Origin of the sequence: Pseudoalteromonas sp. S1610 (assembly GCF_005887465.1) — a bacterium.
Lineage (GTDB): Bacteria > Pseudomonadota > Gammaproteobacteria > Enterobacterales > Alteromonadaceae > Pseudoalteromonas > Pseudoalteromonas undina.
This window is the reverse complement of the sequence record NZ_PNDI01000002.1, coordinates 211,815-236,890: the sequence shown is the minus strand read 5'-3', so window position 1 is coordinate 236,890 and position 25,076 is coordinate 211,815. Positions and strand designations below refer to the sequence as shown.

22 protein-coding genes and 1 tRNA gene are annotated in these 25,076 nt (G+C 39.7%); 5 read left to right on the top strand and 18 right to left on the bottom strand.

All coding sequences use genetic code 11. From position 1 onward, the window contains the following. Positions 1-46: 46 nt before the first annotated feature. The 7 genes from bamJ to CWB77_RS02120 form a co-directional block, all read right to left on the bottom strand. Complete coding sequence (gene bamJ / locus CWB77_RS02150; RefSeq protein WP_008112467.1) at positions 47-664, bottom strand: BamJ family beta-barrel-assembly machinery protein; 618 nt, start codon at positions 662-664, stop codon at positions 47-49. A 69-nt stretch (positions 665-733) separates the two neighbouring features. Beyond that, the gene (locus tag CWB77_RS02145) at positions 734-1,057 is read right to left on the bottom strand and encodes a hypothetical protein (protein ID WP_138608560.1); all 324 of its coding nucleotides are present in this window, start codon (positions 1,055-1,057) and stop codon (positions 734-736) included. A gap of 114 nt (positions 1,058-1,171) precedes the next feature. After that, positions 1,172-1,262: transfer RNA gene (locus CWB77_RS02140), tRNA-Ser, on the bottom strand. Between the two features lie 106 nt (positions 1,263-1,368). Further along, positions 1,369-1,746 (bottom strand): hypothetical protein, encoded by a 378-nt coding sequence (locus CWB77_RS02135; protein WP_041709037.1) that lies wholly within the window; start codon positions 1,744-1,746, stop codon positions 1,369-1,371. Between the two features lie 203 nt (positions 1,747-1,949). Continuing rightward, complete coding sequence (locus CWB77_RS02130; protein ID WP_138621125.1) at positions 1,950-2,498, bottom strand: NAD(P)H nitroreductase; 549 nt, start codon at positions 2,496-2,498, stop codon at positions 1,950-1,952. A 110-nt stretch (positions 2,499-2,608) separates the two neighbouring features. Continuing rightward, positions 2,609-3,298 carry an HvfX family Cu-binding RiPP maturation protein gene (locus CWB77_RS02125; protein WP_138621123.1) on the bottom strand — a complete coding sequence of 230 codons (690 nt, stop codon included), beginning with the start codon at positions 3,296-3,298 and terminating at the stop codon, positions 2,609-2,611. 89 nt (positions 3,299-3,387) lie between these two features. Beyond that, positions 3,388-5,349 (bottom strand): oxidoreductase, encoded by a 1,962-nt coding sequence (locus tag CWB77_RS02120; RefSeq protein WP_138621121.1) that lies wholly within the window; start codon positions 5,347-5,349, stop codon positions 3,388-3,390. A 297-nt stretch (positions 5,350-5,646) separates the two neighbouring features. On the opposite strand from CWB77_RS02120, the gene sppA reads away from it, so the two are divergent. After that, complete coding sequence (gene sppA, locus CWB77_RS02115) at positions 5,647-7,512, top strand: signal peptide peptidase SppA (RefSeq protein ID WP_138569608.1); 1,866 nt, start codon at positions 5,647-5,649, stop codon at positions 7,510-7,512. A gap of 70 nt (positions 7,513-7,582) precedes the next feature. Then, positions 7,583-8,593: an asparaginase gene (ansA, locus tag CWB77_RS02110; protein WP_138621119.1), complete on the top strand. Its 1,011-nt coding sequence runs from the start codon at positions 7,583-7,585 to the stop codon at positions 8,591-8,593. 66 nt (positions 8,594-8,659) lie between these two features. On the opposite strand, the gene gnd is transcribed toward ansA, so the two are convergent. After that, a complete protein-coding gene (gene gnd, locus CWB77_RS02105) occupies positions 8,660-10,033 on the bottom strand; it encodes an NADP-dependent phosphogluconate dehydrogenase (RefSeq protein WP_138621117.1) in 1,374 nt (457 codons plus the stop codon). Positions 10,034-10,408: 375 nt separating this feature from the next. Between gnd and pyk the strand changes: the two genes are divergently transcribed. Then, complete coding sequence (gene pyk, locus CWB77_RS02100) at positions 10,409-11,845, top strand: pyruvate kinase (protein WP_109874685.1); 1,437 nt, start codon at positions 10,409-10,411, stop codon at positions 11,843-11,845. Positions 11,846-11,903: 58 nt separating this feature from the next. Here the strand turns inward: pyk and CWB77_RS02095 are convergent, their stop codons facing one another. The 10 genes from CWB77_RS02095 to thrS all read right to left on the bottom strand — a co-directional run bounded on the left by CWB77_RS02095 (position 11,904) and on the right by thrS (position 22,307). Next, complete coding sequence (locus tag CWB77_RS02095; RefSeq protein WP_010389898.1) at positions 11,904-12,728, bottom strand: LytR/AlgR family response regulator transcription factor; 825 nt, start codon at positions 12,726-12,728, stop codon at positions 11,904-11,906. Then, the gene (locus CWB77_RS02090) at positions 12,725-13,798 is read right to left on the bottom strand and encodes a sensor histidine kinase (protein WP_054200860.1); all 1,074 of its coding nucleotides are present in this window, start codon (positions 13,796-13,798) and stop codon (positions 12,725-12,727) included. The genes CWB77_RS02095 and CWB77_RS02090 overlap by 4 nt, the downstream gene beginning before the upstream one ends. A gap of 204 nt (positions 13,799-14,002) precedes the next feature. Further along, positions 14,003-15,559, bottom strand: coding sequence for a SulP family inorganic anion transporter (locus tag CWB77_RS02085; protein WP_010389896.1), 1,557 nt, complete (start codon positions 15,557-15,559; stop codon positions 14,003-14,005). A 116-nt stretch (positions 15,560-15,675) separates the two neighbouring features. Next, positions 15,676-16,134: an Lrp/AsnC family transcriptional regulator gene (locus CWB77_RS02080; protein ID WP_008110469.1), complete on the bottom strand. Its 459-nt coding sequence runs from the start codon at positions 16,132-16,134 to the stop codon at positions 15,676-15,678. Between the two features lie 84 nt (positions 16,135-16,218). After that, positions 16,219-16,860, bottom strand: coding sequence for an MBL fold metallo-hydrolase (locus CWB77_RS02075; protein WP_138621115.1), 642 nt, complete (start codon positions 16,858-16,860; stop codon positions 16,219-16,221). Position 16,861: 1 nt separating this feature from the next. Further along, positions 16,862-18,679, bottom strand: coding sequence for a M14 family metallopeptidase (locus CWB77_RS02070; RefSeq protein ID WP_138621113.1), 1,818 nt, complete (start codon positions 18,677-18,679; stop codon positions 16,862-16,864). Positions 18,680-18,985: 306 nt separating this feature from the next. Beyond that, positions 18,986-19,348 (bottom strand): 50S ribosomal protein L20, encoded by a 363-nt coding sequence (rplT, locus tag CWB77_RS02065; protein WP_008110477.1) that lies wholly within the window; start codon positions 19,346-19,348, stop codon positions 18,986-18,988. Between the two features lie 15 nt (positions 19,349-19,363). After that, positions 19,364-19,564 (bottom strand): 50S ribosomal protein L35, encoded by a 201-nt coding sequence (gene rpmI / locus CWB77_RS02060; protein ID WP_004587840.1) that lies wholly within the window; start codon positions 19,562-19,564, stop codon positions 19,364-19,366. Between the two features lie 212 nt (positions 19,565-19,776). After that, complete coding sequence (gene infC, locus CWB77_RS02055) at positions 19,777-20,337, bottom strand: translation initiation factor IF-3 (protein ID WP_008466946.1); 561 nt, start codon at positions 20,335-20,337, stop codon at positions 19,777-19,779. A 59-nt stretch (positions 20,338-20,396) separates the two neighbouring features. Further along, the gene (gene thrS, locus CWB77_RS02050) at positions 20,397-22,307 is read right to left on the bottom strand and encodes a threonine--tRNA ligase (RefSeq protein WP_008466944.1); all 1,911 of its coding nucleotides are present in this window, start codon (positions 22,305-22,307) and stop codon (positions 20,397-20,399) included. A 374-nt stretch (positions 22,308-22,681) separates the two neighbouring features. Here thrS and CWB77_RS02045 point away from each other — a divergent pair, with 374 nt between their 5' ends. Together CWB77_RS02045 and CWB77_RS02040 are read left to right on the top strand one after the other, a co-directional pair. Next, positions 22,682-23,128: a DUF3010 family protein gene (locus tag CWB77_RS02045; protein WP_010389888.1), complete on the top strand. Its 447-nt coding sequence runs from the start codon at positions 22,682-22,684 to the stop codon at positions 23,126-23,128. A gap of 169 nt (positions 23,129-23,297) precedes the next feature. Then, positions 23,298-25,031: an AMP-binding protein gene (locus tag CWB77_RS02040; protein WP_138621111.1), complete on the top strand. Its 1,734-nt coding sequence runs from the start codon at positions 23,298-23,300 to the stop codon at positions 25,029-25,031. Positions 25,032-25,076 lie beyond the last annotated feature (45 nt).

The following is a 25,076-nucleotide window of genomic DNA, read 5'->3' as shown; positions in this document are numbered from 1 at the left end:
TAATGAATGCGGTTTTTTCATAACTAAAATGTTATGTACGTTCTAATTAAAGAATTGCGTGTAACTCAACGTCGAATACAAGTGTTGAGTAAGGTGCGATTGCTGCACCGGCACCACGTTCACCATAAGCAAGCTCATGAGGAACGTATAAGCGCCACTTAGTACCTACTGGCATCATTTGTAATGCTTCAGTCCAACCTTTGATCACGCCGCCCACTGGGAATTCAGCAGGTTGACCGCGCTCGTATGAGCTGTCAAAAACAGTACCGTTTACTAAAGTACCGTGGTAATCAACACGTACTGTAGACTCAGCAGTTGGCTTCTCGCCTTCACCTGTTGCAAGTACTTCGTACTGAAGACCTGACTCAGTTACTGTAATTTCAGGACGTTTTGCGTTTTCTTCTAAAAATGCAATGCCTTCAGCAGCGAGTACTTTAGCTTCTTCTTCACGACGAGCTTGGATCTCTTCGTTAATTTTTTCAAATGCAGCTTGGATCTCAGGGATCTCAACTTGAAAAGCACTGCCTGCATACGCATCTTTCATGCCTTCAAATACTGAATTTAAGTTTAAACCTTCAAAAGGATTAGCCTTAAGTTGCTCACCCATTTGTAAGCCAATACCGTAACTTGCTTTTTCAGCATCTGTAGTAAAATTATCTGACATAATGTGTTATTCACGTTTTGTTAGTTAAAAGACCCGTATATGCTATCACAAAATAAAAGGTCTTTGGGGCTAGTTTTTATTGAGTTTTTCTTTAATTAAACCAATAGCAAAGGTACACACAGGCAAACTGAGCAAAATTCCAACAAGTAAGCTCATCGACAATAATCCAGCCACACCGACCAGTAAAAGAGGCACAGCTACTAAACCGATAGTGCCAATATAAAACGCGCCCCATACAGGCCAATAATTATCGTATTTTGTAATTAAATGCCCCGATAAAATATTAAACCCGATGCCATATAATAAGGTCATTATTAGTGCGTCGTCTGGATATGCATCAATAGCCATTTTTTGTAATAACGATATGGCGCTTTGGTAACAATAACCAAACACAGTCCATAGAAGAATGTGCTTAAGTAAACGTTTAGAAAAGGATAATTCCGGGGACTGTGACATTATAAAGCTCCAGATAGCAAAAAACCGCCAATAAGGCGGTTTTTTAAATAATGGTGGAGAGATAGGGATTTGAACCCTAGAGGGGCTATAAACCCCTGCCGGTTTTCAAGACCGGTGCATTCGACCACTCTGCCATCTCTCCGTACGGCGCGCATAATAAGATCATACGCTTAGCTTGTAAAGCCCTATTTTAATAAAACCGGCTAAATAGTTAAATATAAACCGCTTTAGTTATCAATTAGCCATTATTAGTAATATTGCTTAGGCCTACGAGCAATCCAAGAGCACACTAAACAGACCAATAAGCTGGCTGTTAAAAATGCAATACTTTGAAATATTAAATCGAAGCGATTAAGGTCATCGCTCGGGATCACAACCAATACAAATGAAGGCAGTACAGTGAACAGTAAAACATAACAACATATTTTAAAGGCTCTGCCAAAATCAAACCGTTTCGATTGTTGCATCCACCAAGTTAGCAATACCAGCACCCCTATTGCTGAAGCAGCAATAAAATGCTCAGCTTGAGTGCTCATTGCAACATAAAATGTCGCAAGCGCGCCAACTACACCCCAGATTGACCAAGCAAACCAGTTTTCTTTTTCACGTAAAAATAAATTTCCCATCATTTTCGTCTTCTTTATCGTTATTATTGGTAAGACTTTCCATACATTACCAAAAAACAACCGATTAAAAAACAAACTGAAGAAGATTTATTACGTTTAGTGCTTCCGTGCGCTTCTCGCAGCTACAATATTAACCGCAGTAGTGTAACACGATTAACTTAATGAATTATGACTATATTGAATATAAAAAGTTCATACTATTTCTACAAAAAACTAAAATAATTTTCTGGTTTGTGCCTTGGTGACTTTTTGCATTCAATTGCCGGCGTCCCTAAATATAAATAACCGACTATTTCATCATCATCATTTAAGTTAAGCGCCTGTTTAACACTGGGGCTTTGTGCAAAGTAACCCGTACGCCAAATACCGCCTAACCCCTGAGCGAATGCGGCTTGTTGCATTGCCAATACGCCACAACCTGCGCTTTGTACTTGTTCAATTCTAGGAACTTTTGGGTGTGGTTGATATTTTGCAATCGCAATAATAATCATGGGTGCTCTAAACGGTAACTCCTTAGCGCGATTAATTACTTTTTCAGCCTGCTGCTCTGCTATAGCGCTTTGATAATAAATTTCACCTAACTTATGACGCGCATCACCTTGAACAATAATATATTGCCACGGTGCAATACAGCCATGATCGGGCACTCTCAACCCAGCCTGCTGAATAATGTTTAACTGCTCTTCATTAGGCCCTGGCGCTGTCAATTTTGCATCAGATTGGCGAGTGAGTAAAAGCTCAATAGCATCCATAGTGTGCTCTCAAAATTCAAAACGTAAGAGTAACATTTATAAGTAAAAAATAAACACTGCAGGGTTAAAACTACTAAGCAGATAAAATTAATGAAGCGAGTGTTTATATCCTAGTAACTATTGATGTAGGCACCGCGTTTAAACCAATAATCTAGGCTTATAAAACGCCCACCTCCCGTAAAGAATAAGCTAAGTAACATGGCAAAATAAATAGCAGAAAATTCGATGCCGTTATTTAGTATTGATGGTTTACCTTTTTCGTATAGGTAATCTTCAAAGCCATATTCTTCAACTAAGCTGCGAATTTTACCTATGCGGACTTGTACTTCTTTTGAATTTTCAAGGCTTTCTTTGGCACCAGGAACTGATAGCCAATCAAGTACTTGGGCGGCACTTGTTTGTGGATTTGTTGGCGCTATAGCAAACCAGCCGTTATGCCAGTGTACTGTTGTTGCTGCTACCACCATTGTAAACATTAGTGGAATACTCACTAAGCGCGTAAATAAACCAATAAGTAAAAACCAACCTCCTAAAAACTCACTCCAACCGGCTAAAAAAGCCAGCAAATCAGGAAACGGTAATCCTAATCCCCAGTCACTATTGCCAAACCACTGAACGACATCATCAGAGGCTAAAAACTGGTTAAAAAAACCATTAGTATCGCCACTTATTGCGAGTTTGTTATAGCCTGCAATAATCATTACAGGCGCTAAAATCAAGCGAAAAAGCAAAGCAGGCAAACCATCCAATAAAGATAATTTACCTATAATATTGTCGTAAAGTGTAATTAATTTAACCATGCGCACTCTTGTATGTTCATTGTTTATTAAGTTATAGACTATAAACAAACATGACCGCGCACAGAGCTAAATTATTTCGCCCTTAAAGATTAAATTTGCCTTGCTACTTGTAACGCTTCAAATATTGCGCGTTTAGCATCAATAGCAGCAGCGAGTTTAGCGCCACCAATAACATGTACTTTGGCGTTCTCTGCTTGTGCCTTAAATAACTCGTCGTTAGACACTTGACCAATACAGGCAATAACCGTATCGACTGGCAGTACTTGAGTTTCACCAGCAACACTAATGGTTAGGCCGTTTTTATCAAAACTATGGTATTGGCAATCTGAAATTTGTTTAACACCATGCTGTTTGGCAACTTGCCGATGGATCCAACCAGTAGTTTTACCTAAGTCACCACCAAAGCGCCCTGCACTGCGTTTTAGCATATAGAGTTGACGTTCATCTTTATGCGGCTGAGGTTCACACTCTATGCCCCATTGGGTTTTAAAGTCGCTGATGCTTTGTGATTTGTGTTCACTTAAAAATGCCACCATATCAAAACCAATACCGCCTGCGCCTAATATAGCAATAGAATTACCCAGCTCTACTTCACCGCGTATAACTTCATCGTAAGCAAATACACGCTTATCATCGCTGCATTTAATCGTAGCTTCACGTGGTCTTACACCAGTTGCAAATACGACATCATCAAACTCAGCTAGCATACTGTCACTAAATGCTTTACCTAATTCAATGGTTACATTTAGACGCTTAAGTTCATTACTAAAGTAAGCTAATGTATGATTGAAGTCTTCTTTACCAGGTATTTGCATCGCTAAATTGAATTGCCCACCCATATGTTGCTTTTGGTCAATCAGGGTTACATTGTGCCCTTTTTGCGCTAAGTAACAGCTAGACGATAAACCTGCAGGCCCTGCGCCAACAACTAATACATTTTTAGCTTTCTCTGCTTTTTCTAACGGGTAATCAAGCTCGAAACCTGCTTGTGGATTTACTAAACAGGTAGCACGCTTACCTTTAAATACATGATCTAAACAACCCTGATTACAACCGATACAAATATTAATATGCTCAGATTGCTTAGCCGCGTATTTATTAAAAAATTCAGGATCAGCTAATAATGGACGCGCCATAGAAATTAAATCAGCTTCGCCAGCATTTAAAATATCATTAGCAATCTCTGGGGTATTAATGCGGTTTACCGCAATAACAGGCACGCTAATAACATCTTTTAAACGCCTTGACGCTTCTTTAAATGCACCCGGTGGCACCATACTCGCAATTGTAGGTACGCGCGCTTCATGCCAACCAATTCCGGTATTAAAAATATCAACACCCGCTTTTTCAAGTGCAACCGCTTGTTGAGTTACTTCATCAGGGGTTGAACCATTAGGGATTAAATCTATAACGGAGAGTCTAAAAATAATTAAAAATTTATCCGATACTTTTGCTCTTACTGCTTTTACAATTTCAACGGCTAAACGCATTCTGTTTTCAAGGCTGCCGCCAAATTCGTCGTTTCGTTTATTAGTATGCGGTGCCATAAACTCATTAATCAAATAACCTTCTGAGCCCATTACTTCCACGCCATCGTAACCAGCCTTTTCAGCCAAATAAGCCGAGTGAGCAAAATCTTTAATCGTTTTCTTAATTGAACTTAAAGACATTTCCTTTGGTTTATATGGATTAATCGGAGCTTTTATAGCACTTGGTGCCTGATTAAAAGGGTGATACGCATAACGCCCAGCATGTAATAATTGCAAACATATTTTACCACCGTGTTGATGAACAGCTTGCGTATATGCACGATGCTTAAATACATCGTAATAACTATTAAATGATGAAGAAATAGGCGTTAACTTACCGCGTAAGTTAGGGCTGTAGCCTCCGGTAATAAGCATCGCAGTGCCACCTTTGGCACGTGCTTCATAAAAGGCACGAAGGCGTTTACGATTGTGCCAACCTTCTTCAAGGCCGGTATGCATTGATCCCATTACTAAACGGTTGCGTAGTTGTGTGTGTTTTAGTTCTAGTTTTTGTTCTAACATCCTGTGCCCCAATAACTGGTCTAACCTGTGTGTTTGTTCAATTCTGCTTTAATGACGCAGAATAAGCAATATACGAGCAGCTTAAACTTAAACTTTTTAATTTAAAACACCCTAAATAATCTTGTTTTATGTATAACTGTTAATTGTAAAATACGGCTAAAAGTGACATAAACATTCGTATAATCATAAGTGTAATTGAATTTATAAATGTTTCGTTACGATTTAGCAGTTAAATTAATTTATATTCTAAGCTACTATGGCAATAACGTTTTAGCTGTACGAATTTAAGGAGCTATTTTGATAGCGAAGGTATTTAAAGGTATATGGACAGGGATTAACTTCTCGCGTCGTTTAGTACTAAATTTATTATTTTTATTTTTGGTTATCATTTTCATTGTCTCAGTATCAAGTGACGGCGATAAAATCATTGTCGAAGAGGGTTCTGTCCTCAGGCTCAACCTAAACGGTCCTATTGTGGAAGAAAAAACCTACGTAGACCCTATAGAAGCGGCCATTAATGATGCAACAGCAAGCGCTGATACGCCTACTGAAATACTGCTTGATGATGTCATTGAAGTAATCAATGAGGCGTCACAAGACTCTCGTATCAGCGCAATTTTGCTTGATTTACAAGAAATGCCAAAAGCGCACTTAAATAAGCTTAAGCAAATTACAAAAGCACTTGATACATTTAAAGCAACTGGAAAAAAAGTAATTGCCTCAGGCTATTACTATACCCAAGCGCAATATTACATTGCCGCGCATGCAGACGAAATTGCGATGCACCCTTACGGGAGTGTGCTTATTGAAGGCTACGGTATGTACCCGCTTTACTTCAAAGATGCATTAGAAAAATTAGAAGTCACTCAGCATATATTTCGTGTAGGTACCTTCAAATCTGCCGTTGAACCGTTTATCAGAAACGATATGTCAGAAGCTGCTAAAGAAGCAAACCGCGTATGGTTAGGTGCTTTATGGAACGAATATAAGCAAGATGTAAGTGCGGTGCGTCCATTTGACGAATCAAATTTTGATGAAAAAATGGATACTTATTTAGCCAAAATGCAGGCAGCCAATGGTGATGCGGGTAAATACGCGCTGGATAATAAATGGGTTGATTCTCTCAAAACTAATCAACAAATTCGTCAACAATTAATTGATCTAGTTGGCGCTGAGGAAGATGGTAAAACATTTAAACAAGTGTCTTTTGGTGAATACTTAAGCTTAGTTAAGCCGCCAATTGAGTTTGATAACCCAATGACAGAAAAAGTCGCTGTGGTTGTAGCTAAAGGTACCATCGTAGACGGTGAGCGTCGTGCCGGTGAGATTGGCGGTGATTCAACAGCTGCACTATTACGCAAGGCACGCCTTGACGATAAAGTAAAAGCAGTCGTGTTACGTATTGATTCTGGCGGTGGCAGCATGTTTGCCTCTGAAGTTATTCGTGCTGAAGTATTGGCACTTAAGGCCGCAGGCAAACCAGTCATTGCTTCAATGAGCTCAGTCGCTGCATCAGGTGGTTATTGGATTGCATCAGCGGCAAATGAAATTTGGGCAGCACCTAGTACGATTACCGGCTCAATCGGTGTATTTGGTACCTTTATGACTTTTGAAGATACCTTAGCTAAAATCGGTGTTTACTCTGATGGTGTAGCGACTACAGAAATGGCCGGTTTTTCAATAACTCGTCCACTAAATGAAAAAATGGCACAAGTGATTCAAATGAGTGTTGAAGAAGCTTATGAACGTTTTTTAAATGTCGTTGCCGATGCACGTAATATGACCCCTGAGCAAGTTGATAAAATTGCCCAAGGCCGCGTTTGGATTGCATCGCAAGCTCAAGAGCTTGGTTTAGTTGACAAGCTGGGTAACAAGCAAGACGCTATCAAAGCGGCTGCAGAGCTTGCTAAACTTAACTTCTATGAAGTTAAAACAATTAAACAATCACTTAGCCCTCAAGAACAAATGCTCCAAGATATTTTTGGTAGCGCCGCGGTTAAATCAGTGCTTGGACTTGAAACACAAAAATCAGCAGTACTAGCTAGTCAAGCTAACCTGCAAAGCGTGATTAAGCAATTAAGCAGCGAAGTAGAAAACCTGAAAGATTATAACGATCCACAAGGTGTTTACGCGCGCTGTTTAGAATGTACAGTTGCACAATAATGCCCTAACAGGCTGTATTGATTAGCACTTAGCGTTATACTAAGCCCAGTTTTTTTACTGGGCTTTTTTTATGAAACGTAAACGCATTTACATCGCTTATACTGGCGGTACTATAGGAATGAAAAAATCAATCCGCGGCTATATTCCTGCCGAAGGTTTTTTAACCGAAACTGTCTTTAATAACGCAGAATTTAATCGTGAAGAAATGCCATTATTCGATATTCATGAATACTGCCCACTGATTGACTCTTCAGATATGTCTCCTGCCCACTGGCAACTTATTGCTGATGACATAAAAAGTAAGTACCAAGATTACGACGGCTTTGTAGTGCTGCATGGTACAGATACCATGGCCTATACGGCATCGGCTTTATCGTTTATGTTTGAAAACTTAACAAAGCCTATTATCGTGACCGGCTCACAAATTCCGCTCTCTCAATTACGCTCAGATGGTCAAGTTAACCTACTTAATGCCATGTATTTAGCAGCTAACTACCCGATAGCAGAAGTCAGTTTGTTTTTTAATAATCAATTATTTAGAGGCAACCGTGCAACCAAAGCACATGCCGATGGATTTGATGCATTCGCCTCCCCTAACCTAGAGCCATTAGCGCTGTCTGGCATTAATATTCAACTGATCAAAGGTCAGTTAAGTCCGTATGTAGAAAATGAATTACAAGTTGCGCAGATCACTCCTCAAGCCATTGGTGTATTGTATTTATACCCTGGGATCAGCAAAGAAGTGGTTAAAAGCTTAGTTAATGGCAACATTAAAGCATTGGTACTGCTGAGCTTTGGTGTGGGTAATGCACCGCAAGACCCTGAGTTTTTGGATATACTTGATGAAGCGAGTAAGCGCGGCGTTATTATCACAAACCTCACTCAATGCCTAAAAGGGCAAGTGAATATGGGCGGATATGCCACTGGAAATGCGCTACTCAATATAGGCGTGATCAGTGGTTTTGATATGACCTTAGAAGCCTGTTTAACTAAACTGCATTATCTTTTTAGTCAAAACTTAGAGGTCGAAACGATTCGCCATTTAATGCAAGATAATTTGCGGGGTGAGTTAACTCGTTAGGTGTTCAGCTAAACGAATAACAAAAAAGGACGCTATTTAGCGTCCTTTTTATTTACTTAGATTTTATTAACGAACTTTTGTGTCAATATCAACTAAGTCAGTTAAATGACACGTTTCCCCACTGTGGGTCTTAATGCCATGCTCACCAAAGTAATCACGCTGGGCTTGTACTAAATGCCCATTACTTGGTGTTGTTAACGTTGCTAAGTAGGTTTGTGTTGCACTTAGCACAGGGAATGCCAGACCCGTCATGACCGCTTGGCCCGTTACTTTACGCATTGCGAGTGACTCTTTTTCAAGAGTATCAATAAACTCAACACCTTGCGCAACACTGTCTAAGTAATCTGCACGAATAATACACCCTGCACGCCAGGTTTGTAGTGTTTTAGCTAAATCAACTTTCCACTGATGGGTACGTGAAGCACCTTTAATTAGTGCAAGTCCTTGACGATACGCTAGTAAACTTGCAAGAGTAAATGCATCTTTCAATTCATCTAAATCAACATCAACTTGCGTGGTATTTTGCGCGCTATACGTCATCTCTTGTGCAGCAGTGGTATTGCATGCATTAGTTAAATGGCGTGCTTGAACAGCAGCTACTAATGACGGTACCGCAATACCCAATTCAAGTGCATTTTGAGCTGTCCATAAACCAGTGCCTTTTGCGCCTACTTTGTTATCAATTAAGTCAACAAGGGGCACATTTTGCGAATTTTCAAGTGACAAAATATGGCTAGAAATTGACAATAAATAGCTATTTAACTGGCCTTGTGACCATTCATTAAATATCTCAGCAATTTCTTTTGGCGAGCGCTTAGTTCCATGACGAAGTAACTGATACACTTCAGCAATAAGTTGCATCAGTGCGTATTCAATTCCATTGTGAACCATTTTTACAAAATGACCGCTGGCTGATTGACCAACGCGAGCAAAACACGACTCGCCTTTGTAGCTTGCAGCAACTTTTGTAAACCATGGCTCGACACGCTCCCAGCCACCTTCAGAACCACTTGCCATCATAGCTGGCCCATGACGCGCACCCTCAGCACCACCTGAAATACCCATGGTGGCAAACTCAAACTTGTCTTGGTATTTTAGCTTGCGATTAATTCCGTCTTTGTAATTACTGTTACCGCAGTCAACAATAATATCACTACATTGAACACCCGCTTCAATCAGCTCATTGCAAACCGCATCAACCAACTCACCCGCAGGTACAAGTAATAAAATAGAACGCGGTGTTTCTAAACGCCTAACCATATCCCCTAGATCAGAGACAATGTGAAGTTTGTCAGCCATACCTTGTGACTTAGCACAGCTTAATAATTCTTCACCCGCATTTGGGTTTTTGTCATAAGCGACCAGCGTTATCCCTTTTTCAATCAAGTTCAGGGCAAGATTTTTCCCCATAACGCCTAACCCTACTAATGCAACTTGCATTTAGTGCCCTCCTCGGTAACAACTATTTGGTTAGTAAATTAAAATAATACCGCGTGCATTATACTCAGGCCTTAACCATGAGCAAAGCTACATGCATTTATTACAGTTAAAATAAACACTGCAATTATATCAAACAACCGCCCTCACAGGGGAAGAAATAGCGCTGCTATTTAAATTTTTAGATCATTGACGCCCTGTGACACCGGTGTCATAATGATGACATATTCATTTTGTATATAATAGTCGCAATGTTATAAAAATTGCATAAAACTAAAAATTACTATTTAACCTGAAATCTTCTTTGAAGATTTATTAAGTAGTCACTAAAACAAAATAACCGTCAACTTGCTTAAAATAAGCGCACAGGAGAATTTAATGTTAAGACGTACAAAAATAGTCGCGACACTTGGACCTGCAACAGACAGAGATAATAACTTAGAAAAAATTATTCGCGCAGGCGCTAATGTCGTTCGATTAAACTTCTCACACGGTGTTGCACAAGATCACAAAGACCGTGCACAAGCTGTTAGAGATATAGCCGCTAAACTGGGTAAGCACGTTGCAATTCTTGCTGACCTACAAGGTCCTAAAATCCGTGTTTCAACCTTTAAAGAAGGTAAAGTAACTTTAGCGGTCGGTGCAAAATTCATCCTTGATGCAAAAATGGAAAAAGGTGAAGGCGATATTAACGCCGTTGGTATCGATTATAAAGAGCTACCACAAGATGTAGCTCCTGGTGATTTACTCCTTTTAAACGATGGCTTAATTCAGCTTACTGTAGAACATGTTGAAGGTCATTTAGTGCACACTGTGGTTACTGTGGGTGGGGTGCTCTCGAACAATAAAGGGATTAATCGTTTGGGTGGTGGTTTAACTGCACCCGCGTTTACCGACAAAGACAAAGAAGACTTAATCACTGCGGCTGAAATTAATGTTGATTATATTGCCGTTTCATTCCCACGTAGTGGCGATGATATGCGTTATGTACGTTCACTTGCAGAAGCTGCAGGCTCTAATGCTCAGCTTTTGGCTAAAATTGAACGTGCTGAAGCAGTAGAAACGCAAGAAGCAGTAGATGATATTATTTTAGCGTCTGACGCTGTGATGGTTGCTCGTGGTGATTTAGGTGTTGAGATTGGTGACGCAGCTTTAATGGGCAAACAAAAACTCATTATTCGTCGCGCACGCTCGCTTAATCGTACTGTTGTAACAGCCACACAAATGATGGAATCGATGATCGATAACCCAATGCCAACTCGTGCAGAGGTTATGGATGTTGCCAACGCAGTGCTTGATGGCACCGATGCGGTCATGCTCTCAGCGGAAACAGCCGCTGGTGATTACCCAGAAGAAACGGTTGCCACAATGGCACGTGTTTGTTTAGGTGCTGAGTCGCAAAAAGAAACCCATGTTTCTAAGCATCGTTTAGATAGCCGTTTCTCTTCTAATGCGGAATCAATTGCTCTCTCTGCAATGTATGCAGCTAATCACTTAGACTCTGTGAAAGCGATTATCACCCTAACAGAATCAGGTAGTACAGCAAAACTTATGTCGCGTATTAGCTCTGGTTTACCCATTTACTCACTTTCACGTCATCCGAGTACATTAGGGCAAACAGCACTATATCGTGGTGTTTACCCGGTGTTTTTTGACTCTACCAAATGTGAAAAAGATAATATGGTTAAAGATGCATTAAACACGTTAGTGGCTGCAGGTTCACTGCAAACAGGCGACACCGTGATTATCACTCATGGTGATGCAATGGAAACAATTGGTGCAACCAATACAATGAAGATAGTGACAGTGTCGTAAAAGTCACAATAAAAAACGCGAGCTAATTGCTCGCGTTTTTTTATGCTATTTATTAAAGTTAGCTAGCTAATGCTGCTTTTACTTTATCACGGTAACTTCTACTTACTTTAAGCTCTTGTCCGTTATCTAACACTAATAAATATTCACCACTAACCTGAGTTACCAGCTTGCTAATTTGTTTGGTGTTAACAATTGCGCTGCGATGCACACGAACAAATAGATTTGGATCTAATTCTTGTTCAAGCTCTTTCATGGTTTTACGTAATATATGCGTTTGCCCGTCTTGGCAATGCAAACACATATAATCACCTGCCGCATCTACCCACTGTATCGTGGCAACGGGCACTCTAACAATTTCGCCCTGCTCTTTTACTGCTAGTGACTCAGGGTAACGCCGATCAGTTAAGGTATCACCTGTGGCTAATTTCTTTAAAATTTCTTCGCAGTTATTACCCGTTATCCCAGCTACAAAACTGGCTAATTTTTTCTTATGGGCGTTATCCTGCTGAGTTTTTAAATAGGTATGCACTTTTTCTACCGCCTGTTTTAATCTGTTATCATCAACGGGTTTTAAAATGTAATCTAAAGCATGAATTTCAAATGCTTTAACAGCAAAGTGGTCAAACGCAGTCACAAATACAATGGCAGGCAAGTCTTTACTACTTTCACTCAATGCACGCGCTACCTCAAAGCCATTCATGCCTGGCATTTGAATATCTAAAAATACGAGGTCAATTTTTTCGTTTTTGCAACTTTCGATCGCATCAAATCCTGAGCTACATAGTTTGATCACTTCAATATCAGAAAACTCTTCAAGCCTAACGGCTAAGCCTTTACGTGCTAATGGTTCATCATCAACAATCAGCGTTTTTATTCTTGTCATTTCTTCACAGCCTTCTCAAACGGAACTCGCAGATTAACTTTCAATCCACTTGGCGTATTATGTGATAATACAAACGAGTAATTATTTTCGTAGAGCGTTTTTAATCTGTCTTGGGTGTTTGCTACACCCACGCCTTGTGCATTAACTAACTGGCCATTTACAATTTCAGTGCCAGGGCCATTATCGCCCACTTCAAGTAATAATTCATTAGCAAATACTTGTGCTTTTATATCAATAACGCCACCTTCTGCCATGTGAGCAATGGCGTACTTAATAGCATTTTCAATGATCGGTTGTAATATTAAGCTAGGTACCAATGCTTGTTGAGCTTGCTCACTCACATCAACATTAACCTGTAACCGTTCATCAAAGCGCACACGTTCAATCTCTAAATACAGCATTAATGCATGTAACTCTTGCTCTAGTGGCACTTTTTTAATTGGATCAGTATTGAGTGTATAACGCAAAAAGTCACTCAGCTTAGATACCATTAAATTAGCATCTTTGTTTTCTTTTACCAAAATTAAAGTGGAAATAGCATTGAGGGTGTTAAATAAAAAGTGAGGGTTTAACTGATATCTGAGCATTTTTAACTGCGCTTCGTGCGCCATTGTAGTTGCTTTTAACGCTTTTTGGCGTTCACTTTGTAGTAACTGGTAATACTTAACCCCAAAGTACAAGCCACTCCAACACAAAATAATATAAACGGAGTCTAGCCCTTGTTGTAAATAATAGAACCATTCTTCAGGGCGATAGCCGTGTCGATAAATTTCCCACAAGTTAAACTTTTGTACCACCGCCCAGAGCGTACCAGTTACATACGAAGCACTAAATACAACAATGATTAAGACCCAAGGCGAGGCATTCCAAATTTTGCGATATATATAACGCAAAGGGACAGTCATTAAACAGCCCGCATAGGCATTAAGTAAAATAACGAATACGTAAATATCACGCATTTCGAATACTTTAGATCCAATGTAATTAACTAACGCATACCCTATCCAGCCAGCGATTTGCAAAAGCCAGAAAAAGCGTTGTCTGTTATCAATTAAAGACTGCCAATTCAAAATTAATTATTACCTTATAAATTTGTTATTATTATATCGATTTATCAACGTGTATAGCACTACCAACTGTCTTACTTTTTAATAGCCCTATCGCAAACGATAACGTTGGCTGATGCTATTCGGTTAAGCGATTCAATTGAGCTATATGCATAAAAAAAGCGAAAGGTATGTACCTTTCGCTTCTCAATGTTTACTTTTTATTTATTAAGCAAGTTTGTCTGAAGCAACTTTATAAGTCGGATCTTCAATTACGTTTACTTCCACTAAATCACGTGCTTTATGAAGTAGTTCAGTACAGTCTTTGCTTAAGTGACGTAAATGCAACTTTTTACCCGCTTTATTGTACTTATCAGCTAGGCTATCAATTGCTTCTATTGCACTGTGATCCGCAACACGGCTGTATTTAAACTCAACAATAACGTCTTTAGGGTCGTTCTTTACATCAAATAAATCAGCAAAGTTTTTAACTGAGCCAAAGAATAAAGGCCCGTGTAACTCGTACACTTTTGAACCTTCTTTATCAATATAGTTCGTTGTGTAAATATGTTTAGCATGCTGCCAAGCAAATACTAATGCAGACACAATAACACCCACACACACTGCAATGGCTAAGTCAGTGATAACCGTCACACCCGATACTAAAACAATTACAAATGCGTCAGATAAAGGCACGCGTTTCATCATTTTAAAACTTGCCCATTCAAATGTACCCAGTACCACCATAAACATAACCCCAACTAATGCCGCTAGTGGGATCATTTCAATTAAGCTTGAGGCAAAGATAATAAACGCAAGTAACATCAGCGCAGCACTAATACCAGATAAACGCGAACGGCCACCTGAATTAATGTTAATCATAGATTGGCCAATCATGGCACAGCCACCCATTGCACCAAAGAAACCACATGTAACGTTTGCCGCACCTTGGCCAATACATTCTTTGTTAGAATGGCCACGTGTTTCTGTAATTTCGTCAATCAAGCTTAGCGTTAACAGCGATTCAATTAAGCCAATTGCTGCAAGAATAAGCGCATATGGGAAGATAATTTGTAGTGTTTCTAAATTAAAAGGCACCATAGGAATATGAAACTGCGGTAAACCACCGGCAATCGTTGCAGCTTCATTACCTGTCATACCTTTTAAGAAATCAAGTACTGTACGCGCTTCTAAGTCAAGGCCAATAACTAAGCCAGTTACCGTCACAATGGCAACCAGTGACGAAGGGACTGCGGTCGTTAATTTTGGCAAAAAGTGAATAATAGCCATAGTTAGCGCCACTAAACCGAGCATAATGTACATTGCACTGCCCGTCATCCATTCTTGACCGCCAGCACCATCAGGTACTTTAAACTGCCCGAGCTGTGCTAAAAATATAACTATCGCTAAGCCATTTACAAAACCGAGCATCACCGGATGTGGAACCATACGTATAAACTTACCGAGCTTAAATACCCCAGCCAATATTTGTAATAGCCCCATCAGCAACACAGTGGCAAATAGATATTCCACTCCGTGATCCAGTACTAAACTTACCATTACAACCGCAAGCGCACCGGTTGCACCCGAAATCATACCTGGACGACCACCAAAAATAGCCGTAATTAAGCCAACAATAAATGCGGCATATAAACCAACAAGGGGTTCTACATTTGCAACAAAGGCAAATGCAACAGCTTCTGGGATCAAGGCAAGTGCCACGGTCAATCCAGAGAGAATATCGTTTTTAGCAGAGCTTGGCGCCCTACTGAGTAAGTTAAACATTGAGTTCCTCAGTTTTATTTAGCTGACAAAAAAAGCGCTGAATTCTATCAAATTAGCGCTCATTTCACAATTATAGTTAATGCAGCCGATTTGTTTATCATCGGCTTATTTTTATTTTACAGTGGTAAGGCTGTACTACGTTTTACACAGGTCATGGTCACGTTAGAATGAACCTCTTGGACGTACTCTAAGCTAAGTAGGTTATCGCGTACAAAGTGCTCATAACCTTCTATGCCTTGAGAAATAATACGCAACATAAAGTCCATAGTACCCGCCATAGTGTAACATTCAGTCACTTCATCATAGCTAAGTATCAGTTTTTCAAACTCGGCTAGATTCTTTTTACCATGGTTTGATAAACGTACATGGGCGTAAACCAACATATCAAAGCCCAGCTTTTTTTCATCAAGCAATGCGACTTTACTTTTGATGTAGCCATCTTGTTCTAATTTAGCAATACGACGCCAACAAGGAGACTGAGATAGGCCTACTTTATCTGCAATTTCAGCGGTTGATAAACTTGCATCTTGTTGTAAAAGTGCCAATATTTGGCGATCTACGTGATTTAGAGACATTTTATTTCTTATTTATCTAATAAATTGGTTAAATTATACAGCCTTTTTAAAAAGCAGTCTGCATATTTTTAACAATTAAACACATCAACCAAATTGACCACTTACAAACGGATTGGTTGCCTTCTCATTGGCGACATCGGTATCTTCACCATGGCCACTTAAAATTGCGGTACTCAGTGGCAACGTCATTATATGGGCCTGTATTGAGCTAATAAGCTGCTTACTGTCTCCTTTTGGAAAATCAGTACGACCGACTGAGCCTTTAAATATAACATCACCCACAATAACGGTGCTTTGCGTATCTTGATAAAATACAACGTGTCCTGGGGTGTGCCCTGGGCAATGCAGTACTTTAAATGCAAGCTGACCAACTTGTACGGTATCACCATGTGCTAGCCATTCATCTGGGTAAAAAGCACTGATAGGTTTAAATCCAAACATTGTGGCTTGCATTGGTAAGTTATCAAACCAAAAGCGCTCATCCTTATGTGGGCCAATAATCTTTATATTGTATTGCTCACGTAAACTATGAGCTCCACCCACATGGTCTAAGTGTCCATGGGTTAACCAGATGGCTGACAAGCTCAAGTTATGCTGTGTTAGTGTTGCATTAATTTTGTCAACATCACCACCGGGATCTACCACCACAGCTTGCTGGGTTTGTTCGCATACTATAATTCGGCAATTTTGCATAAACTGCGTAACGGGAATTGTGATTATTTTCATCTTATATTTCTTTATTTTTTTGCGCTTGAATAACTATATCTTGTTCATATGACATTAAAATTGGGTATTTTAAATAAGCTTGATCGTAAAACGGGCTATGTTCATAGAGCCAATTTAAGCGCGCTTCAGGATCTGTAGCAAATGCTTTATCTTGCTTTAGTTTTTTATTAAATGCTTTTGCTAATTTCGGATCATCGCGGAGCATTTTCTCAGCAAATGGGAGCAATGCGTAATTTTCCATATACTCTGTTCGCTGAAAAATTGTATTAAATTCACCCCATGCAAAAAAAGAGTCAGGTGCTTCTGGATGCAATAAATGCACGGCTAACTCGCCTGCTTTTTGTTGGGTACTGACCTCAAACCAACCATCTAAATCGACATTCGTGGCCGGTTCATAGTTAAAACGTGCCGACACTCTAAATCGCCCTTCAAATGGTGCTTTATCAAAGCTATATTGCGCCACTTTTGCCATTTTTAACGGCTGTGTATTGGCGCCACTGAGTTTATTAATTGATACCCCATGTAAGGCAAGCTTTTCGATAATATCGGTATACACTGGCGGGATAAAAAACGATTTAGGGACTTCAACCGTGTGCTGTACTTCTTTTTGCCAAAAAATAGGCAGCTTGTCATAATCTTGCTTTTTACCTAAATAACTTACTTCCTGCTGATTTGACAAAGCATTCATATTCTTAGAATAAGCAATGCCTTTAAATTTGATATGATCAGCTTGCTCAGCGTAACCACGTTTAACAATTAATTGCTTAGGCACAAATTGCTGTTCTTTTTTTACCGCATTGGCGAGTTTATCTTTATGGGTTGCTAACGCTTCAATAGCACCATCTATAAATACATAAGTCCCTAGCACGCGTTGCTTATAGGGTTTTAAAGAATGGTTTTCGACTAAAATAGTTGGCAATGACCTTAAATCACCCCAGCCATTAGAAAAACGAGGCGTCGCCACCCAACCTGCTAAACCCGATTTAAATTCTTGTTTATCCATAACAAACACTAAAGGGCCAGGGATATGTCCTTGATCAGTTAAGGTTTGGTCAATAACAGGTTTAAAGTAACGGTTGAGTGCATCCGAAATAGCAGGCGACTCGCTAGCAAATACTGGGTTATAGCCGTAGGTTACATCGTATTGGTAATCGGCCCCATCAGTCACATGCACGTCTATATATAAATTCGGATTGTAATCGTTAATGACTGCAAGTACGCTTTTAACCTCGGGGGTATCTAATTTAGTGAAATCACGATTTAAATTAAGGTTATTGGCGTTTGTTCTAAAACCCATTTTTACCGGACCACGCTGATTAATTCGATTAAATGCGCTACTGCGTTCATGCCCATCAACATTAAGAATGGGAATAAATAAAATGTTTACCTTTTTTAATATATCGCGACGTTTACCCGTGGCAATATCTCTAAGCAACATAAACATTGCATCTTTACCATCAATCTCACCGGCGTGAATACCAGCCTGAATAAGCAAAGTTGGTTTAGTGCTGTTAGCCATTTGCCCAGCATCAAAAAAGCCTTGTTCGCTGGCAATCAACATTTTTATTGCACGTTTACTATTACTATAGCCAATCGTTTTTGATTTAAATTGAGTGGGATTAGCCGCTACCAACCTATCAACAAATGCCATGGTATCAGCATAATTAGGAGACGAGACTCCTGCAGAAATTTCAAAGTCTGTGGTTAAAGGTCCCTGTTGTTGCAATAGCGATGTGCTCGCACCTTCCCATGGTAATAATGGCGGTAAATGACTGTTATTCGCCATACTTGCAGATAAAACCAATAAACTTATAAACATATACTTCTCTAGCAAACGCATTAATTAAAAAAATTATAGCAATTAAAGCTTTTTAGATGCCAAAACTGCGGTAGTTCAACAAAAAAATGCAGCCAACTGCAGTTCCCTTTGATTATTTGCTCAAGTACTGATAAAAACATAATTAATATCAACCTTAAGAGCAACAATGAACATGCCTAAAATTCTGGTTTAGCTAATTTAAGTTAAATGGATACACGGAACTAAAAGGTATGACATAGCTAAAGCAGTAAATAGCAGGCACAAAAAAAGGAGCCATAGGCTCCTTTTCAATACTTATACAAAAACTTAAGCTGCCGCTAGGCCTTCTTTTGCTTTTGCTACAAGCGCTGCGAATGCAACTTGGTCGTAAACAGCGATATCTGCAAGGATCTTACGATCGATTTCTACAGATGTCTTTTTAAGACCATTGATAAAACGGCTGTAAGACAGACCATTTTGACGTGAAGCAGCATTGATACGTGCAATCCATAATTGACGGAAAGTACGTTTCTTAGCACGGCGGTCACGGTAAGCGTATTGACCCGCTTTAGTAACAGCCTGGAAAGCTACGCGGTAAACACGTGAACGTGCTCCGTAGTAACCTTTCGCTTGTTTTAAAACTTTTTTGTGACGTGCACGTGCGACAACGCCGCGTTTAACTCTTGCCATTTCTAAAAACCCCTATTAAGCGAATGGTAACATACGTGAAACTAGACCATGGTCATTTTTATGAACCATCATCTTAGGACGTAGGTGTAACTTACGCTTAGAAGTTTTCTTAGTCAGAATGTGACGAAGATGCGCTTGTTTACGCTTGAAACCGCCAGAAGCAGTCTTTTTGAAACGCTTAGCTGCGCCTCTGTGACTTTTTAGCTTGTAAGCCATTGCAATAACTCCAATTGTATTGCTTTAAAATTAGTAAGAAGGCGTGAGATATATTGCTATAGCTCCACTTTAAAGGCCTAACTTACTGCTATGTTCCGGTGAAAACCCGATATAAATACCGCAATTTTACTTTAAAACCGGTTAACTCAGGTGGACATTTTCATATCACTTGCAAACCTGAGCTAAATTCGGTGCGTATTATCGCCTAATTATTACTTTTTAGCAACCGGCGCCATCATCATAACCATTTGACGGCCTTCAACACGATTTGGGAAAGATTCAACAACTGCTAATTCTTCTAAATCGGTTTTAATACGGTTTAATAATTCGATACCAATTTCTTGGTGAGCCATTTCACGACCACGGAAGCGGATAGTTATCTTAGCTTTATCGCCAGCTTCTAAGAACTTGCGTAAGTTGCGTAGCTTAACCTGATAATCACCTTCATCCGTACCTGGACGGAATTTGATTTCTTTAATCTGGATCTGCTTTTGCTTCTTCTTCTGCTCTTTTAGTTCTTTGCTTTTTTCAAAGATGAACTTACCGTAATCCATAACCTTACAAACAGGCGGCTCAGCATTTGGACTGATCTCTACAAGATCAACACCCGCTGCATCAGCCATAGCTTGCGCGTCTTTTAATGACTGAATTCCAGCTTGTTCGCCGTCGATGTCGATTAAACGAACTTCTTGCGCTGTAATTTCTTCGTTAATACGATTTTTTTGAGCTGTTTGTTGCCCTTTCTTGCCGCCTCTAATAGTACGTTCCTCCAAGAATATCAATAATATAAGCGTGTAGCTGGCTATTTTTGCTTGCCCTACACGCTCGATTTTTACTGTCGATTTTTGATTTCTTCACTGATTTTAGCTACAAAATCATCGACATTAAATTTGCCTAGGTCTTCACCTGTGCGAGTTCGTACTGCTACTTCTTGTTGCTCAACTTCTTTGTCGCCAACAACCAATAAGTAAGGAATACGCTTAAGTGTATGCTCACGGATTTTAAAGCCAATCTTCTCATTTCTCAAGTCAGCAGCGGCTCTAATTCCAAGTTTATTTAATTTTTGTACAATTTCCTGAACATACGGTGCTTGTTTATCGGTGATATTCATAATCACCACTTGCTTAGGCGCAAGCCACGTTGGGAATAAACCAGCATACTCTTCTGTTAAAATACCGATGAAGCGCTCAATAGACCCTAATATAGCGCGGTGTATCATAACAGGTGTACGTCGTTCGTTATTTTCAGCCACATATGTTGCGCCTAAACGACCAGGTAATGCAAAGTCTAGTTGCACTGTACCACACTGCCACGCTCTGTCTAAGCAATCGTACAAAGTAAATTCAATTTTAGGACCATAAAACGCCCCTTCACCTGGTAGGTAATCAAATTCAATGTCATTTGCCTTAAGTGCATCAGCAAGTGCAAGCTCAGCTTTGTCCCACATTTCATCTTCGCCAATACGTTGCTCTGGACGAGTTGAAAGTTTAACTACAATTTTTTCAAAGCCGAATGTTTCATACGTATCGTAAACCATTTTAATACAGGCCGATACTTCATCCATGATTTGCTCTTCAGTACAGAATACATGTGCATCATCTTGGGTAAAGCCACGCACACGCATTAAACCGTGAAGTGCGCCTGATGGCTCGTTACGGTGACAACAACCAAACTCAGCCATACGCAATGGTAAATCACGGTATGATTTTAAACCTTGGTTAAATATTTGTACGTGACCTGGACAGTTCATTGGCTTGATTGCGTATTCACGCTTTTCAGACTCCGTGGTAAACATGGCTTCTGAATATTTTTCCCAGTGACCTGATTTTTCCCATAACGAACGGTCCATCATCATTGGACCTTTTACTTCTTCGTATTGGTACTCACGTAATTTTTCACGCACAAATTCTTCTAATTCACGGTAAATGCTCCAACCATCGTTGTGCCAAAATACCATGCCTGGCGCTTCTTCTTGCCAGTGCCATAAATCAAGTGCTTTACCAATACGACGGTGATCACGTTTTTCAGCTTCTTCTAAACGCTTTAAGTACGCTTTAAGTTGCTTTTTATCGCCCCACGCTGTGCCGTAAATACGCTGCAGCATTTTATTTTCAGAATCACCACGCCAGTATGCACCTGCTACCTTCATAATTTTGAAGTTTTGACAGAATTTCATGTTAGGAACATGTGGTCCACGACACATATCTACGTATTCTTCGTGGTGGTATAAACCTGGGCGATCATCTTGAGCAATATTTTCGTCAAGAATTTCTATTTTGTATGTTTCGCCACGCGCCGCAAACGTATCGCGTGCTTCTTGCCAGCTAACGGTTTTTTTCACTACATCGTAGTTTGTTTTTGCAAGCTGTAACATACGCTTTTCAATAGCATCAAGATCATCTTGAGATAACGAATGTTCCATATCAATATCATAGTAAAAACCGTTATCGATAGTAGGACCAATCGCCATTTTAGCGTCTGGGAAAAGTTGCTTAACTGCATGACCAATTAGGTGGGCACAAGAATGGCGAATAATTTCTAAACCATCGTCATCTTTTGCTGTAATAATTTCAAGACGAGAGTCGGCTGAAATTAAATCACATGCATCCACGCGTTCGCCATTCACACGACCAGCAATGGTTGCTTTAGCAAGACCAGGGCCGATATCGTTTGCAACATCAAGCGTGCTTACAGGGTTTTCAAAACTACGCTGACTACCGTCAGGGAGAGTAATAACTGGCATTATAAATCCTTACATACAGTGGTGACACCTACAATGTATCACGTGTATTTTTTAATTAATTAAATGAGAATGACTCGACAACGCTTTTACGAATAAGCATTGACTATTTTTCGCCGTCAAAGGCTAATGTAGATGCTGAGTCTGCTCAACTACAAAAAAGATATTGTCGCGTGCTGCAGCGTTAATTACAAGTTTTAAGCTACTAAAAACCACGCATTTTTAACATAAATGTGCAATTAATAACTTTTCTTCAGTCACGCCGCATCAAATTAACGTAAAGCACTATATTAAAGCAGCACACAAAGTGCTTAAACTCGCATTTTAATGCGTGTTGCGTATAATAACCGGTAATTAAGTTATAGTAGAGATTAACAATGAGAACATGTGGTGTAGAAATTACCGGTAGCGATGTACTACTTTGTATTTTAAGTAAAGATAACGACGTTTTTGATATTCGTGACGTGCGCCAAACACGCTTTACCTTAGGTAACGGTAACGACACTGAAATAATGCGTAAATTTCAATTTGATTTTGCAAAGCTGATGCAAGATTACCAAATTGATTCTGTTGCCATTCGCGAACGCCAGCCTAAAGGTAAATTTGCAGGTAGCGCTAAAGGGTTCAAAATGGAAACGGCTATTCAATTAATCGACAACCTCGATGTTCGCGTGTTTTCAACTACTGAAATAAAAGAGCAAGTAAAACGCAACCCAATCCCTATCGCGTTCGAAGACACTGGTCTTAAAAAATATCAAGAAAATGCATTCGTTAATGCTTACGTTTATATCATGAAAAAAACCTACCGCAGCGACGAAATGTAATACCAATTGCATCCTTGTAAAAACGCGTAATAGCTCAATATTACGCGTTTTTTTATGTCTAAATTTTCAAATAAAAGTGTAAGACATTAGTCTAACCCTCTTCCCTTTGTCGACAATTCATGTTTATTTAATCAACAAGCCTTGGATAGATAAAAACATGGAGAATGTCATGAAAGCGACACAAACAGTGCATAAAGAAGTAGAACAAATAAACACTATACCGCTATCAAATAGTTATTTTAAGGGGATTCAAAGCACACCGCTAATAGAGCAAACTATTGGAGAATACCTTGATTCAATTGTCGACAATAACCCAGAGGCATTGGCAGTTGTTGTTGCTCACCAAAATATTCGCTTAAACTATAAGGAGTTTCAGCAGCAGATTGATCAGCTTGCTATGGGGTTGTTGGCATTAGGGGTTAAATCAGGTGACAGGGTCGGTATTTGGTCACCCAACAATATACAATGGTGCTTAACTCAATTTGCCACGGCCAAAATCGGCGCAATCATGGTGTGTATTAACCCAGCTTACCGCCCCAGTGAACTGCAATATGCGCTTAATAGTGTTGAATGTTCCACGCTTATTACTGCTACCTCATTTAAGGGCAGTCACTACGTTAATATGCTACAAAGTTTAGCCCCAGAGCTAAATAGTTGCCAAAAAGGGGAATTAAAAGCCGCTAAACTCCCTTCATTAAAAAATGTAATTTGTATAGGTGATGAGCCAGTAAATGGTATGTTTTCGTTTAATGAAGTACTCGCCATGCCCTCAGATGCCCACCAGTTAGAACTTCAAGCGGTGGCTAAAACCCTAAACTGTAATCAAGACATTAATATTCAGTTTACCTCTGGCACCACAGGAAACCCTAAAGGGGCTACGCTAACGCATAAAAACATTCTTAATAATGCACTGCTTGTTGCCCAAGCAATGCATTTTACTGAACATGATAAGCTGTGTATCCCTGTACCGCTTTATCATTGCTTTGGCATGGTTTTAGGCAGCTTATTGTGCGTAAGTAAAGGCGCTGCAGCTATTTATCCAAGTGATTCTTTCGATCCAAAAACCACATTAGAGGTGGTACAACAAGAAAAATGCACCGCTCTTCATGGCGTGCCTACCATGTTTATAAGCGAATTAGAGCTTAATAACTTTAGTGATTATGATTTAACTACATTACGAACCGGCGTTATGGCAGGCTCAACCTGCCCCGAACAAGTTATGCGTAAAGTACAAACACTAATGAATATGAACCAAGTCGTTATAGCCTATGGACAAACAGAGTGTAGCCCAATCAACAATATCACTGAAACCGACTCATCAATTGAGCGTCAAGTCACCACTGTAGGACGAGCGCTTGCGCACACTGAAGTAAAGATTATTGATGAGGTGGGTGAAGTTCAAAAAATAGGCCAACCAGGTGAAGTCTGTAGCCGTGGAGCTGGTATTATGCGTTGCTATTGGAACGATGAAGAAAAAACCAAAGCTACTATCGATAATCAAGGTTGGCTACATTCTGGCGATTTAGGGGTAATGGACAGTGAAGGCTTTGTCAGTATTGTTGGCAGAATTAAAGACATGATTATTCGCGGCGGAGAAAATATATATCCCCGCGAGATTGAGGAAGTTTTATACACCTACCCAGGGATACAAGATGCGGCAATTTTTGGTATTACCGATGAAAAGTTTGGCGAAGAAGTCTGTGCCTGGATCCAGCCTAAAGAAGGTGAAGTGCTTGATGAGCAAGCAATTCGATTATTTTTAAAAGACAAACTCGCCTACTTTAAACAGCCTAAATATATTCGCTTTGTTGAACATTACCCGATGACGGTAACCGGAAAATTGCAAAAATTTAAAATGCGCGAACAAATGCAAGAAGAGCTCGCCGAATCTGCATTTTCATAAGCTGGTTAAATGCAAAGCACTATCAGCTTAGTGCTTTGCATTGTC